This is a genomic window from Nocardioides sp., from assembly GCF_031397825.1.
Classification (GTDB): domain Bacteria; phylum Actinomycetota; class Actinomycetes; order Propionibacteriales; family Nocardioidaceae; genus Nocardioides.
Genome location: NZ_JANNML010000091.1, coordinates 12,090 through 26,332, shown reverse-complemented (window position 1 = coordinate 26,332; position 14,243 = coordinate 12,090). Strand labels below are relative to the sequence as shown.

Annotated in this window: 15 protein-coding genes; 8 read left to right on the top strand and 7 right to left on the bottom strand. The window is 72.9% G+C overall.

Annotated features, from left to right (window positions below; all coding sequences use genetic code 11):
• The first annotated feature begins 109 nt into the window (after positions 1–109).
• From RMN98_RS08005 to RMN98_RS07990, 4 genes are all read left to right on the top strand, one after another.
• The gene (locus tag RMN98_RS08005; protein ID WP_309648285.1) at positions 110–1,300 is read left to right on the top strand and encodes an ATP-binding protein; all 1,191 of its coding nucleotides are present in this window, start codon (positions 110–112) and stop codon (positions 1,298–1,300) included.
• Between the two features lie 127 nt (positions 1,301–1,427).
• A complete protein-coding gene (locus tag RMN98_RS08000; protein WP_309648284.1) occupies positions 1,428–1,742 on the top strand; it encodes a hypothetical protein in 315 nt (104 codons plus the stop codon).
• 32 nt (positions 1,743–1,774) lie between these two features.
• Complete coding sequence (locus RMN98_RS07995; protein ID WP_309648283.1) at positions 1,775–2,206, top strand: VOC family protein; 432 nt, start codon at positions 1,775–1,777, stop codon at positions 2,204–2,206.
• Positions 2,207–2,304: 98 nt separating this feature from the next.
• Positions 2,305–3,552 carry an acyl-CoA dehydrogenase family protein gene (locus tag RMN98_RS07990; protein WP_309648282.1) on the top strand — a complete coding sequence of 416 codons (1,248 nt, stop codon included), beginning with the start codon at positions 2,305–2,307 and terminating at the stop codon, positions 3,550–3,552.
• A 104-nt stretch (positions 3,553–3,656) separates the two neighbouring features.
• On the opposite strand, the gene RMN98_RS07985 is transcribed toward RMN98_RS07990, so the two are convergent.
• Together RMN98_RS07985 and RMN98_RS07980 are read right to left on the bottom strand one after the other, a co-directional pair.
• On the bottom strand, positions 3,657–4,304 hold the full coding sequence (locus RMN98_RS07985; RefSeq protein WP_309648281.1) for a hypothetical protein: 648 nt from the start codon (positions 4,302–4,304) through the stop codon (positions 3,657–3,659).
• A 42-nt stretch (positions 4,305–4,346) separates the two neighbouring features.
• Positions 4,347–5,078, bottom strand: coding sequence for an SDR family NAD(P)-dependent oxidoreductase (locus tag RMN98_RS07980; RefSeq protein WP_309648280.1), 732 nt, complete (start codon positions 5,076–5,078; stop codon positions 4,347–4,349).
• Positions 5,079–5,139: 61 nt separating this feature from the next.
• Between RMN98_RS07980 and RMN98_RS07975 the strand changes: the two genes are divergently transcribed.
• Complete coding sequence (locus RMN98_RS07975) at positions 5,140–6,156, top strand: hypothetical protein (RefSeq protein ID WP_309648279.1); 1,017 nt, start codon at positions 5,140–5,142, stop codon at positions 6,154–6,156.
• Here RMN98_RS07975 and RMN98_RS07970 read toward each other — a convergent pair.
• A complete protein-coding gene (locus RMN98_RS07970) occupies positions 6,120–7,007 on the bottom strand; it encodes a pseudouridine synthase (RefSeq protein ID WP_309648337.1) in 888 nt (295 codons plus the stop codon). The genes RMN98_RS07975 and RMN98_RS07970 overlap by 37 nt on opposite strands.
• A gap of 197 nt (positions 7,008–7,204) precedes the next feature.
• Here RMN98_RS07970 and RMN98_RS07965 point away from each other — a divergent pair, with 197 nt between their 5' ends.
• Together RMN98_RS07965 and RMN98_RS07960 are read left to right on the top strand one after the other, a co-directional pair.
• Complete coding sequence (locus RMN98_RS07965) at positions 7,205–8,353, top strand: CDP-glycerol glycerophosphotransferase family protein (RefSeq protein WP_309648278.1); 1,149 nt, start codon at positions 7,205–7,207, stop codon at positions 8,351–8,353.
• 17 nt (positions 8,354–8,370) lie between these two features.
• Positions 8,371–9,243: a helix-turn-helix domain-containing protein gene (locus tag RMN98_RS07960; protein ID WP_309648277.1), complete on the top strand. Its 873-nt coding sequence runs from the start codon at positions 8,371–8,373 to the stop codon at positions 9,241–9,243.
• A gap of 84 nt (positions 9,244–9,327) precedes the next feature.
• Here the strand turns inward: RMN98_RS07960 and bluB are convergent, their stop codons facing one another.
• From bluB to RMN98_RS07940, 4 genes are read right to left on the bottom strand one after another with little or no spacing between them, the layout of a single operon-like run.
• On the bottom strand, positions 9,328–11,064 hold the full coding sequence (bluB, locus tag RMN98_RS07955) for a 5,6-dimethylbenzimidazole synthase (protein ID WP_309648276.1): 1,737 nt from the start codon (positions 11,062–11,064) through the stop codon (positions 9,328–9,330).
• Between the two features lie 45 nt (positions 11,065–11,109).
• Positions 11,110–11,874, bottom strand: coding sequence for a hypothetical protein (locus RMN98_RS07950; RefSeq protein ID WP_309648275.1), 765 nt, complete (start codon positions 11,872–11,874; stop codon positions 11,110–11,112).
• 1 nt (position 11,875) lies between these two features.
• Positions 11,876–12,493 carry a SatD family protein gene (locus RMN98_RS07945; RefSeq protein WP_309648274.1) on the bottom strand — a complete coding sequence of 206 codons (618 nt, stop codon included), beginning with the start codon at positions 12,491–12,493 and terminating at the stop codon, positions 11,876–11,878.
• 31 nt (positions 12,494–12,524) lie between these two features.
• A complete protein-coding gene (locus RMN98_RS07940) occupies positions 12,525–13,142 on the bottom strand; it encodes a response regulator transcription factor (RefSeq protein ID WP_309648273.1) in 618 nt (205 codons plus the stop codon).
• Between the two features lie 217 nt (positions 13,143–13,359).
• Here RMN98_RS07940 and RMN98_RS07935 point away from each other — a divergent pair, with 217 nt between their 5' ends.
• Positions 13,360–14,223 (top strand): hypothetical protein, encoded by an 864-nt coding sequence (locus RMN98_RS07935; RefSeq protein WP_309648272.1) that lies wholly within the window; start codon positions 13,360–13,362, stop codon positions 14,221–14,223.
• Positions 14,224–14,243 lie beyond the last annotated feature (20 nt).

Genomic DNA, 14,243 nt, shown 5'->3' with positions numbered 1-14,243 from the left:
ATGGTCCCAAACCCGGTAGTCACAACGGGCCAGGGAGGTCCCCTCCATCGGGTGATGCTGCTGGCTCCCCGCCGGGAGGATGATGGTCGTCAGGTGAGGAGCCGCGGCCATGGAGGACGACGAAGCACAGCTGATCCACGACATGCGCAACACCACCCTGGTCCTGAAGGGTGCCGCGCAGCAGCTGCACGAGCACCATGACGCGATGACGCCTGCCATGCGTGCCAACCTGACGGCCATGCTGGTGCGGCGCAGCGACATGTTGGCCCGCCTGCTGACGGACCTGACCACCAGCCACCAGGTGGAGCGCGACGACCTCGCGCTGGCGATGCAACCGGTGTCCCTGGCGACCCTCTGCCGTGAGGTCCTCGAGGAGGGCGAGCTCCCGGTCGCCACCCAGGTGGTCCTGGACCTCCACGACGACGCCGTCGTGCTCGCCGACCCGCTGCGCGTGACCCAGGTCCTCGACAACCTGGTCACCAATGCCCTGCGCTACGGCGGCGCCCAGGTGCGCGTCAGCGCCACCCGCGCCGGCAGCGTGGTCCACCTGGCCGTCAGCGACGACGGTCCGGGGGTGCCCGACGACCTCGTCGACACCCTCTTCGACGCCTACGTCCGCGGTGCCTCATCCCCCGGGCTGGGCGGCAGCGGGCTGGGGCTGCTGATCGCCCGCCAGCTCTGCGAGGCCATGGGTGGCAGCCTTTCCTACGCCCATCACGGCGGCGCCCGGTTCACCGCCACCTTCGCGGCGCTGCCCACCTCCGACGTGCCCGTGACTGGTCGGGACGTGGCCCACGCGGGCCACTCGGTCGCCTTCTGGACGGCGACCGACCGGATGGCGCGCGACCTCACGGACTACGTCGCCCACGGCCTGCTCGCCGGCGAGGCGGTCGTCGTGGCGGCGACCGCCGCCCACCACGACCTGCTCCACGAGGGCCTCACGGCCCTCGGCATCGACCCGCACGGGGCGATCGCCTCCGGACAGTACGTCGCGCTCGACGCCGACGAGCTGCACCTCGACCTCGCCCCCCACGACCACATCGACCCGGAGCGCTTCGCGAGCCTCGTCGCGGCGCCCGTCACCGCGGTCGCCCGGCGGTGGCGCACCGTGCGGGTCTACGGCGAGATCGTCGACCTCTACTCGCGCCGCGGCGACGACCAGCTCGCCCTGGAGCTCGAGGCGTGCTGGAACGAGCTGCGCCGCGACATCTCGTTCCCCCTGCTCTGCGCCTACGAGCTGACCCCCGACGAGGTCGTCCCGTCCTTCTGCGACTGCCACGACGCCGTCGTCGCGATCTGAGGTTCTCGGCCCGGGCGGACCGACTTCCCTCAGTTCCCGGCCCGGTGCGCCGATGTTCATCGTGACGAGGAGGTCACGACATCCGCGTCAGCCACGATGACGACGACGTCGAGCCGAGGAGCGGACCATGGACCCCCACCCCCTGACCGTCACCACGACGGTCTCCTTCCGCACCCACGACACGTGGACGCCCACCGACACCACCCTCACCGGGGTGCTCAGCGACGGTCGCGAGGTCCAGGTGGTCACGCACAACGACCACACCGTCGGACCCGGCGAGCGCATCATCGCCCACCGCGCCTGGCTCGAGGGCAGGCTGCTCGTCACGCCCGGCCGGGCCGCTCCCCCGCGCCTGGTGGTCCCGCTCGACGAGCTCACCGAGCGGTCGCTCGCCGAGGCCGTGCGTCGGTGGCTGCTGCACGACGTACGTCTCACCGCCTGAGTGATGCGTCACGGCGCGGGTACCGGTCTGGCATGGCACTCATCGACAGCACCGGCTTCGCCCACGTCCGCCTCACCGTCACCGACATCGCGCGCTCCAAGGCGTTCTACGACACCGTCTTCGGCTGGCCCGCCGCGATCGACGCCTCCGAGCACGTCGAGGAGCCCGGGGTGACCGAGTCTCCCGAGCAGTTCTACGGCGGCGTCGTCTACCAGACCCCGCAGGGCACCCTGTTCGGCCTGCGCCCCGTCGGCTCGCAGACCTTCGACTCGAGCAGCACCGGTCTCGACCACGTCAGCTTCCAGGTCGACGGCCTCGAGGCGCTGAAGCATGCGCAGACCAACCTCGACGGGGCCGGCATCGCGCACGGCGAGATCAACGTCCTGGAGGACGCGGGCCTGGCGATCCTCTCCTTCCAGGACCCCGACGACATCAACCTCGAGCTGACCGCCGCGCTCGACTGACCGGTGGCGGGCGGCCCGCCCTTCTTGCGGGCCACCTGGGCCAGCAGGGATAGTGCAGGGATGCCCGAGCGATCGCTCGGCCCTAGTTCAGGAGACCCGTGACCGACCTGCGCGACCACACCATCCCCGCCCCGTCCGCCCGTGCGCAGGAGCTGCGCGCGGGCATGGAGGGCTTCATGCGCGACCGGGTGCTGCCCGGCGAGGCGGAGTACGCCGCGCACCGCGCTGCCGGCGGTCCCCACGACCACGCGGTCCCTCCGGTCATCGAGCGGCTCAAGGCGGAGGCGCGCGAGCTCGGCCTGTGGAACCTCTTCCTGCCCTCCGAGTCCGGGCTCACCCAGCTCGAGTACGCCCCGATCGCCGAGCTCTCCGGGTGGAGCAACGACCTCGGTCCCGAGGCGATCAACTGCCAGGCACCCGACACCGGCAACATGGAGCTGCTGCACCTGCTCGGCACCGAGGAGCAGAAGGCGACGTGGCTCGAGCCGCTGCTCGCCGGGGAGATCCGCTCCGCCTTCGCCATGACCGAGCCCGACGTCGCCAGCAGCGACGCGACCAACATCGCGACGCGCATCGTGCGCGACGGTGACGACTACGTGATCAACGGCCGCAAGTGGTGGACCAGCGGGGCCATGGACCCGCGCTGCTCGGTCCTGATCGTCATGGGCAAGACCGACCCGGAGGCCGCCACTCACCGCCAGCAGTCGATGGTGATCGTGCCTCGCGACACCCCCGGCGTGACGGTCGTGCGCGACCTGCCGGTCTTCGGCCACCACGACCAGCACGGCCACGCGCTGGTGACCTTCGAGGACGTGCGCGTCCCCGTCACGAACGTCATCGGCGAGGAGGGCGGTGGCTTCGCGGCCGCCCAGGCCCGTCTCGGCCCGGGTCGCATCCACCACTGCATGCGGGCCCTCGGTGCCGCCGAGCGCGCGCTGGCCCTGCTGGTCGAGCGCGCCGAGTCACGTGTCGCCTTCGGGGCCCCGCTCGCCGACCAGGGCGTCGTACGTCAGCAGATCGCGGAGTCGCGCCTGGAGATCGAGCAGGCCCGCCTGCTCTGCTACCGCGCCTGCCAGGTCATCGACACCGAGGGCAACAAAGCCGCCAAGGACCTCGTCGCCATGGCCAAGGTCGCCGTCCCGCGTGCTGCCACCAACGTCATCGACCGTGCGATCCAGGTCCACGGCGGCGCCGGCATCACCGACGTCACTCCGCTGGCCGCGATGTACGGCTGGCACCGCGCCATGCGGCTCTTCGACGGCCCCGACGAGGTGCACCTGCGCTCCATCGCGCGCTCCGAGCTCGGTCGTACGCCGGTGCTGCCGCCCGGCGCCGTCGTCGTCTGACGGGTCGGCGCTTCACCAGCGCCGGGTGGCCAGCGCGGGACGTCATGCGCAGCGTGGAGGCGACTCCACCCTCCGTATGACGTCCCGGACCCGGCAGCCGGCTCTCAGGGCCGGGCGGTCACCCGCTCGGCCAGCCGCACCGCGGCGTGCTGGACCAGCGCGGCGTGCTCGGCGTCGAGCACGGCCCGCTCCGGCACCAGGCCGCCGAGCAGCGCGGCGGGCCGGGTCAGCCAGGCCCAGGCGCGCCAGGGGTCCATGCCGGCGGCGAGCAGTGGCGCGAGCACGGGTGCGAGCTCGGGTCGCGGCTCACCGGTGGCGTCGAGCTGGAAGGCCGGGACGACCGTGCGGAGGTCGGTGGCCAGCACCAGCAGCCGGTGGTCCGCGCCGGCCCTGTGCACGGCGAATCGGGTCGCGTTGACCGACGCACCGCGCACCTGCGCGAGATCCTCGTAGCCGAACCACGCACTGCTCAACAGCTCCTCGCGCAGCCTCGCCTGTCGCGCCATGAGCACCAGGGCGACCGGGACGGCGTGCTCGGGCTCGGCGCCCTGCTCGTGCAGCAGGCGGTCGAGCTCCTCGAGCTGGTCGGCCGCCAGGGGTGACCCGGTCAGCGGGTCGGTCCACACCGCGCGTCCGTCGGCCTCGTCACGCACGAAGGTCGGCAGCCCGGCCGCGGCGAGCTGACCGGTGAGGTCGAGGTCCTCCAGCCAGGAGGCGAGTCGCTCCCCGAGCGGTGCGTCGTCGGCGGTCATGGGACCAGCCTGCCGCACCGGGCTGGCCACGCCGGCACTGCCTCAGCAGGCGGTGCCGCGGTCCACGGACAGCACGGCGCCGGTGACGGAGGCCGCGGCGTCGGAGGCGAGGTAGGCCACCGCGTCGGCGATGTCGCTGGCCGGCATGAAGCCGTAGCGCGCCCCGGCGGTCTCCATCAACAGCCCCCAGTCGAGGTCGCTGTCGGGATGCTCGGCCGCGGCGTTGGTCGGCAGGTCGGTCTGGACCCCTCCGGGACAGATCGTGTTGACCCGGATGCCGTCGGCGGCGAGCTCCAGCGCCAGCGACTTCATCAGCAGGACCACGCCGCCCTTGGACGCGCAGTAGGCCGCCTGGTAGGGCTGCGCCCGCAGCCCCGCGATCGAGGCGATGGTGACGATGTTGCCGCGCGACTCCCGCAGGTGCGGGAGCGCCGCGTGGCTGACCAGCATGGGCCCGGTCAGGTTGACGCCGAGGTGACGCTGCCAGGTGGCGACGTCGAGGTCCTCGAACCTGCGGAACTGGTCGATGCCGGCGACGTTGACCACCACGTCGAGCCCGCCCAGCCGCTCGACCGTCGCGGCGACGGCAGCACGCACGGACGTCTCGTCGCTGACGTCGCAGGCCAGCACCGTCGAGCCCGACTCATCGCCGGGCGCCAGGTCGAGCCCGACCACCGCGGCCCCCTCCGCCTCCAGCAGCTCGACCGTCGCGCGGCCGACACCGCCCGACGCCCCGGTCACGAGGACCCGCTTCCCGTCGAACCGTCCACCCATGACCAACCTCCATAAACTAGAACACGATCTAGTTCTGCAGTGTGGCACTAGGTTCTCCCTCGTGCCGACATCGACCCTCGCCCAGCAGCTCCTCGACGCCCAGGTGCGCTTCCACCTCGACCGGCTCACCGGCGAGGACCTCGGTCCGACGGTCGCGGCCATCGCCGACAGCCTGCTCGACGCCGCCGGCACCCACCAGGTCGCCGACCTGGTGGACCGCGGGGCGGTCAAGGACATCGTGACGCGCTCGCTCGCGAGCGTCCCGAGCAGCGCCGCCGTCAGCGCCATCGTCGAGCTCGCCGTCCAGGTGGTCCACGACGGCCCCGACGAGGCCTACCCGCTCGGCGACGTCGTCGACCGCGACCAGGTCGAGGTCCTCCTCGACGAGCTGCTCGCGCTGAGCCCGGTGCTGGAGCGCGGCCTCGAGCGGCTGACTGCGAGCCCCCTGGTCGGCACGATGGCCTCGCGCTTCATGGGACGCGTCGTCGCCGAGGTGCTGCAGGCCAACAAGGCCGTGGCCGACAAGGTGCCCGGCCTCGGCTCCCTGATGTCCTTTGGCACCAGCGCCGCCAGCAGGATGGTCGGTGCCGCCGACAAGCAGCTCGAGGGGCTCATCGGCGACACGGTCGGCAAGGGCGGCACCTTCGCCGTACGACGCCTCAACCGGATCATCATCGAGACCCTCCAGGACCCGACGACCCGCGAGGCCTTGCTGCAGGTCTGGGACCTGGTCGCCCAGGAGCCGGTCGCGGGCCTCGGCGAGCACGTGAGCGCCGACGAGGTGTCTGGCGTGGTCGACGCCGCCCACGACCTGGCGATCAGCACCCTGGCGCACGAGCGGGTCGCCCGGCTCTCCGACGCGGTGGTCGAGGCGTTCTTCGAGCGCTTCGGCGGCTACACCCCCACCGAGCTGCTCGCCGAGCTGGACCTCGAGCGCGCCGACCTGGTCGCCGACCTGGTCCGGATCGCGCCCGGGGTGGTCGGCGCCCTCCAGGAGTCCGGCGACCTCGAGCGGCTGCTGCGCGAGCAGGTGGCGCCGTTCTACGACTCCCCCGAGGTCGCCGCACTGCTCGGCTGAGCACCGCCGCCCTGCGCCACCAGCGGCAGCCGTCGGTCACTGACGAACTCCCTCGTGGTCCCGTCGACGGGGTCGGTGAAGGACAGCTCGGCCGCCAGCAGCTGCAACGGCCGGCTGAAGTCGTCCACCGAGGTCTCGCGCACGACGGGGTAGAGGGGGTCGCCCACGATCGGGATCCCGAGACCGTGCAGGTGCAGCCGCAGCTGGTGGGTGCGCCCGGTGCGCGGAGTGAGCCGGTAGAGCGCCAGGTCCTCCTCGCCGAGCCCGCCACCCGGCAGCCGCGACTCGAGCTCGACCAGGGTCTCGGCGTTGGCGGGAGCACCGGGCACGACCTCGGCCTGCCACGCTCCGCGGACCTTGCGGAGGTGGTCGTGGACGGTGCGCGGCAGGTCCAGGTCGATCCGCCACGGGGCGAGGGCGCGATAGGTCTTGCGGACCGTCCCGTGCTCGAACATCACCTGGTAGGGCCCGCGCCAGCGCTTCTCGGTCGCCAGGAGCAGCAGTCCCGAGGTGATCCGGTCGAGCCGGTGCAGGGGTGAGAGCTCCGGCAGCCCGAGCTCGTCGCGCAGCCGCACCACGACGCTCTGACGCACGTGCTGGCCGCGCGGGATGGTGGAGAGGAAGGCGGGCTTGTCGACCACCAGGATCCGGTCGTCGCGGTGCACCACCCGGATCTCCCCCGGCACCACCACCTCCTCACGCAGGTCCCGGTGGAACCAGACGAAGGTGTGGGGCCGGTAGGGATCGTCGTCCGCCACCGGCCGCAGGTCGTCGTGGACGAAGCGCCCGGCGCCGAGCATCTCGTCGACGTCGGTGTGCCCACCCAGCTTGTCGCGCAGCCAGTCCCCCATCGTCAGCCAGGTCGCCGGCGGCCCGCCGGGCCGCACCCGGTCCGGCGTACGCACCCAGGCAGCGCTCAGCCCGTGGCGCGGCGGGAGCGGGGAGCGCGGGGGCACGACGTCAGGCTAGGGGGCCGAAGGATCCCGGCCGTCAGATCCCACCCACCCGGGCGAGGACGCGCGGCGGTGTCCCGGCGTAGAATTCTCAAGTGCACGAAGTCTCGGTCATCGCCTACTTCGCCGACGACCCCACCCGGACCTACCAGCTGGTCCAGTGGCTCCCCGTCCTCGAGGTGCTCCACCCTGCCCACCCGGTCGGCATCGTCGTCCGCGACCCCGAGTCCGCGGTCGTCCTCCGGGCCCGCACGACCCTGCCCGTCTTCGAGGCCCCGACGTTCCCCGAGCTGACCGACCTCTACGCGCGCCTCGACGCCAAGGTCGTCCTCTACTGCAACAACTCGATCCTCAACTTCCAGTCGCTGATCGACGCCCGCCTCCTGCACGTGCACATCAATCACGGTGAGAGCGACAAGCAGTCCATGGCGAGCAACAACGCCAAGGCCTACGACCGCGTCTTCGTCGCCGGCAAGGCCGCCGTGGAGCGTCACGTCGCCGGGCTGATGGAGTTCGACACCAACTGCCTGGTCCGCATCGGGCGCCCCCAGCTCGACCTGCGCCCCGCTCCCCTGCTCGCGCCCAGCACCCGTCGCACGGTCCTCTACGCCCCCACCTGGGAGGGCGACGCCGACTACAACGACTACACCTCCCTGGACACCCGCGGCGTCGACCTCGTGCGCGCGATCCTCGCCGTCCCCGACGTCCGGCTGGTCTACAAGCCCCACCCCAAGGTCGTCACCAGCACCACGCCCGCGGTCGCCGCTGCGCACCTCGACATCCTCGCGCTGGTGGGTGACGCCGCGCACCGTGATCCCGACGCCGGGCACGTGGCGGTCACCGTCGGCGACATCCTGGCGATCATCCCCGACTGCGACGCCATGGTCACCGATGTGTCGTCCGTGGGGCTCGACTGGCTCTACCTGCGCACCGACAAACCGATCTTCATCACCGACCGGCACCACGACGCCGAGCGGCTGCGCCGTGACGTGCCCGTCAGCCGCTGCGCCGACGTCGTCGACAAGCAGGACCCCTCCTCGCTCACGGAGCTCGTCGCGGCCCGGCTCGACCACGACGAGCACCACCTCGCCCGGGTGGCCATGCGGCACCACTACTTCGACGACCTCCAGGTCGGCGACAGCACCGTGCGGTTCCTCGACACCGTCTCCGCGCTGGTCGCGCGGCGCGACCGGCTCCTGGGCGCCACGACGACCGACGGCGAGAGTGACCCCATCACGGCGTGACGCGCGATGATGGCGTCATGACCTCGACCCCCACCGCCGCCCACCGGGCAGCCCTGGGGCGCGGCCTGAGGGACGTGCGCGCCGAGCGGGGGCTCACCCTGCGCGACCTCGCAGACCTGCTCCAGGTCAGCCCGGCCACGCTGAGTGCCATCGAGAACGGCCGCACCGGGGTCACCACCGACCGCGTGGAGCGCCTCGCCGCGGTCCTGGATGTGACCGTCGACCGGCTCTTCGGCCAGACGAACGACGTCGCCGGCGTGGCACCGACGCTGCCGATCACGCACAGCGAGCAGAGTCACTGGCGGACCTTCGCACCGCTGCTCCTCGACCCTGCGCTGGAGGGCGCGCTGCTGTCGTTCGTCGACCTCGGCTACCACGGCGCCCCGATGCGCACGATCGCCGAGCGGGCCACCCTGTCCGTGCCCGGGCTCTACCACTACTACGCCAGCAAGCAGGAGATGCTCGTCGCCCTCCTCGACCTGACGATGTCCGACCTGGGGGCCCGGTGCGAGGCAGCGCGGAGCGAGGGCACCGACCCCGTGCAGCGCTTCGCCCTCGTCGTGGAGTGCCTCGCGCTCTACCACACGCACCGCCGCGAGCTGGGCCTCGTCGGTGCCTCGGAGATGCGCAGCCTGGAGCCCGAGGCGCGGGAGCGGCTGACCGGACTGCGGCGCGACGTGCAGCACCTCGTCGACGCCGACGTCGAGGCCGCCGTCGCGGCCGGGCAGTTCCTCACCACGCAACCGCACGAGGCGGCCCGCGCGGTCGTGACCATGTGCACCGCGCTCGCGCAGTGGTTCCGGGCCGACGGACCGGAGCCCGCCGAGCACGTCGCGCGCCAGTACGTCGACTTCGCGCTCGACCTGGTCCGGTGGGTGGGGCGGGCCTGAGCCCCGGCGCGGCGCTCCCGGCGCGGACGTCATCCGGTGGGTGGAAGCGACTCCACGATCCGCATGACGTTGCGCCTGTCGGCCTCAGCGGTGGGTGGTGGCGCTCGTGCGACCCGTGCGACGTCGTACGTCGATCGCGGTGAGCAGCATGCCCGTCGCCAGGGTGGCACCCACTCCCTCGCCCGCGCGCAGCCGGAGGTCGAGCAGGGGCTCGAGCCCCAGGTGCTCCAGCACATGAGCATGCGCGCGCTCCCGGCTGCGCTGGCCGGCCACGAGGTAGGCCGCAGCGCCGGGCTCGAGCTCGACGGCGACGAGGCCGGCGACGCTCGTGGCGAGTCCGTCGAGCACGGTGACGGTGCCGTGGGCTGCGGCGCCGAGCACCGCACCGGCGAGCAGGCAGGTCTCAGGGCCGCCGAGCGCGGCCAGCGCCTCGGTGGCGTCGAGGCGGCGGGCGCCGGCGTGTTGGTGCCGTGCCCGGGCGAGGGCCTGGTCGACGACCCAGGTCTTGCGGTCGAGGATCGCGGAGTCGGAGCCGGCGCCCAGCCCGACGACCTCGGTCGCGGGCAGGTCCAGCAGGGCGGCGGCCAGGGCGGCCGCGACCGTGGTGTTGCCGATGCCGGCCTCACCCAGCGCGAGCACCGCGTGGTCCCGGGCGATCTCGGCACCGACGCGGCGCCCGTGCTCCAGGAGCTCCTCGACCCGGGCCGGGCCGAGGGCGTCGGTGTGCACCAGGTCGCCCGTGGAGGTGCCGGCGTCGACGACCCGGAACGCCAGTCCGGTCGAGCGCGCGGTGGCGGCCCCGATCGACTCCCCGGCCAGGCTGGCGGCCAGCACCTCGTCGGTGACGTCGTCGGCGAACGCCGAGACGCCGAGGGTGGTGACCGGGTGGCGGCCGACCGCCAGGAGCAGCTCACCGCTCGGTGCCCCGGGTCGGTCCCGGTCACCGTCAGCGCGGTGCCGCAGCACGGCCTCGACCCGGTCGACGTAGCGGTCCAGCACCCCGAGCGAACCCGGGGGCGTGAGGAGCGCGTCGGCCTCGTCTCGCACCGCCACGACCTCGCCGCGGTCGGGCGCGCGCAGGTGGGAGATCGGCGGCGCGGAGGCGTCCTCGCTCCAGCGCTCGGCCAGCACGACCTCGCTCAGCGGCCGCTTGTGCGACCACCCGGCGCGCTGGAGGCCGGGGGCGGGCGGGCGCTCGTCGGGCCAGCCGAGGCACAGCCACCCCAGGGTCACGACGCCATCCGGCAGCCCGAGCAGTCCCTCGAGCTCCACGGGGTCGAAGAGCGTCACCCAGCCGACCCCGAGACCCTCGGCGCGGGCCGCCAGCCAGAGGTTCTGGATCGCCGCGGCGCAGGACCAGAGGTCGGAGTCGGGGAAGGTGGCGCGGCCCAGCACCCCGGCCGCGGGCGTACGCCGGTCGCAGGCCACCACGATCCCCAGGGGTGCCTCGCGGATGCCCTCGAGCTGGAGGTCGAGGAGCCGCCGCGCGGCGTCGGGGGCCAGCCCCCTTGCCTGGCGCAGGCGGTGCTCGTCGGCCATCCGCGCGGCCCGGTCGCGGGTCTCGGGGCGGGAGACGACGATGAAGCGCCACGGCTGGCTGTGGCCCACCGACGGCGCGGCGTGCGCCGCCGACAGCACCCGCTCCAGTACCTCGGGGTCGACCCCGTCGGGTCGGAACCGGCGGATGTCGCGGCGCGCGGCGAGCACCTCGTAGAACGACCCGCGCGCCTCCTCGGGGAACGCCCAGGCAGCGACGTCGGCAGCCCGCTCGGCTGCCGTCGTACGGTCGCCGACGAGGGGCACCGGCCGCTTCCAGGTCATGGTCGGCGAGTGTAGGGCGGTCCTCCTCCCGGGCCGGTGCTGGGATCAGGCGAGGTAGATCAGCGCGGCTCCGCCGAGCGCGAGCAGCCAGCTGGCGAAGCTGCCGATGAGGAAGTACTCGGTGACGTCACTGGGCCCGTCCGTCGGCAGCGTCTGCTGCTGCTGGGCGCGCTGCAGCTCGGGGAAGCGGAGCAGCCCCTTGGCGGCGACCACGATCGCGGCTGCGGTGAGCTCGCCCAGGGCACCGAGACCGACGATGAAGATGCGCTCCATCGGGCCGAGCACCCGACCACCCTTGAGCTGCTTCTCGTTGGTCGTGGCCGGCACCCCGACAGCGTCGAGCAGGAGCCGCACCACGATGTTGGCCGTCACCAGCTGGGCAGCCACGACACCGAGCGCGACCACGAGGTCGGAGGCGGGCCACCTCGACGCGATCGTGCGGTCGACGAAGCCGGGCCAGGTCAGCGGGTCGTCGACCAGCTGGACCCCGAGCAGGGCCGTCACCGCGCCGGTGCCGAGCGCGGCGAAGGCCGCCGCCCGGGCGAGGTCACGCTCGCGAGCGCTGCGCCGCGGGTCGAGAGCCGCGGTGGAGGCAGCCAGCCAGGCGGCCAGGAGGGCGCCGAGCAGGACGAGGAGCAGCAGCCCCCGGGCGAAACCGGGCTCGAGCAGCACCAGGCCCAGCAGGAGCACGGCGACGGCCGCACCGAGGCAGCCAGCGAGCCGGCGCAGCGTGACCACGTCGTGGGAGGCGCGCAGGAGGTCACCGACCCCGATCGAGGCCAGCCACAGGCCCACCAGCACCAGGCTCACGTCAGTCCTCCTCGAGATCGGCGGCGAAGCTGCGATGAGCATCGCGCACGGCACCGACACCGCGCGCGAACTGCTGGCTCACCGCCGACTTGCTGATCCCCTCGGCCGCCGCGATCTCGGTCTGGCTGGCGCCCGACAGGGCCGACGCGAGCAACCGCCAGCCCCGATCGCCGAGCCGGTCGACCAGGGCGTCGCGCGTCAGCAGGAAGGCGTTGACACGGCCGGCGTCGGGACCGACGTACCAGGTCCGCTGCGCGGCGCGGCGCGGCCGGCCCAGCACGTCGAGGGCGTCGCGCGCCGCCCACCAGCCCGGACCGTCCTGGAGCAGGGGCCGTCGTTGCCGGCCGTGCACCGTCACCTCGCCGTGACCGAGGCCGCAGCGCACGTCGGCGTCGGGCAGCAACGCCAGGCGCACCAGCAGCGCGGCCAGCGCCGCGTCCGCGACGGTGGTGAAGGCACCCTGGAACTCGTCACCGACGGTCGTCTCGAGCGCCTGGGCCGGGGAGACCAGCGCGGAGACGTCGTCGAGCACCTCGGCGAGGCGGACCTGGAAACCTGCCCGGTCGGCGATCGCACGGGATCCGACGACGTCGCCGATGAGGGGGTGAAGGACGGGCACGAGTTCAGGTTATACCTGAACTATCGCAAAGTTAAGCATTCATCCGGTGCCGATCGGTCTCGACCGACCGGGTCGAGAAGCCGCGTTGGAGCGCCCACCCCACCGCCTGGCTCCGGGTGGCGACCCCCATCTTGCGGTAGGCGGTGCGCACGTAGGTCTTGACCGAGTTGATGCTGAGGTAGAGCCGCGCGGCGATCTCGTGGTTGCTCAGGCCGAGGGCGATCAGGCCGATGACGTCGACCTCGCGTGCGCTCAGGCCGCCACTGCGGTCCAGCAGCTGGAGCCGCCCGTCCAGCGCGCCGTCGACCCGGTCACCCTCCGGCGTGAGCGCGGCGGCACAGATCTTGCGCACCAGCTCGTCGCTGGTCACCGAGAGGAACACGATGCCCTCGCTGCCGGCAGGCGTGGGCCGATCGCCGGGAGCGCGCTGCACGTGCGAGGCCAGCACCACCACGGCGGGACGTACCCCCTCCGGCGACGTCGGCAGCACGAGCTGCGGTCCGTCGTAGGCGACGGCATCGAGCACGACCACGTGCACGTCGGCGTCGGACAGGCCGTGGTGTCGGTCCAGGACCTCGACCCGATCACCGTGGGCGGCCAGGAGCCCCACGAGGCCATGGAAGATCAGGTCCCGATCGGAGACGATCACGGTACGCACCGGGCGGCTCGACATGAGAGTGGCACCTTACCGGTGTGGTGACCTCGCGGCACCACCGTTCCCGTCTCGGTCGACGGGAACGATGACCCACGCGCACGAGGCGGTGGTGATCCGTCCTCGAGGACGGTCACCCCCACGACGTGACACCCCACAGTGACAGGTCTCACGGCCCTTGGGAACCTCGGACTGTCAAGAGGTGAACTGATGCATGTGCGGTCGGGATCTCGGGCTCGGCACCACCGGCACGAGCGCCCTGTTCCTGCTGGTCAGCCTCGGCTCCGTCGTCTGCCTGCGTCGGCTGCTTCCCCCCACCAGGACCGGGCCCCCACCCACGCCTGAGAGCGCCTTCAGGAAGCTGTGGGAACTTGATGCCGTGGTGACCCGGGTCGATGCAGCCGTGCTGTGGCTGCGCGCGCTCGCGGTCGCCTCGGCCTTCTTCTTCCTCGGCGTCGCGGGCCACGTGACAGCGGACGGTCGGCTCCCGGGTGTGCCGGTGCTGACCGCCTTCTTCGCCGTCTCGGTGCTGCTGAGCGTGCCGATGCTGACCCGCCCGGCCTCGACCGCCCGCGTCGTGGTCATCGTGACCGTCGGCCAGACAATGCTCCACGTCCTGCTCGGGGCCACCGCCGGGCACGTCGGTGACGCCGCCCGCGCAGCCACGACCAACCTCGGCACGACGGCCCCGGGCGCGACGGGTTCCCTCCCGCTGGTCGATGGTCGTCGCCTGGGCTCGCTCCAGGACGCCTACGCGCCGGCCGTCGGGGTGGAGGCTCCGACACCGGCCCTGCCCGTCGGGCAGCTCCTCGACGACGTCCAGGCCGACGCGCCGATGATGGCCGCGCACCTCGCCGTCGCCGTGCTCGTCGGGCTCTGGCTCGCCTGCGGGGAGCGCGCCCTGTGGACCCTGGTCGCGCTGGCCGGGCGGCAGGTCGTGCCGGCTGTGGTCGTCCACCCCCCGGTCGGTCTCCCCGCCCGCGTCGTCCCGCTCCCGGCGCACCGGCTCCCGGTCCGCACGACCGACCACCTCACGGCACCGCGCTCCCGACGCGGGCCACCGCTCCTCGCCGCCTGACCTCATCACCCACTCCTGCC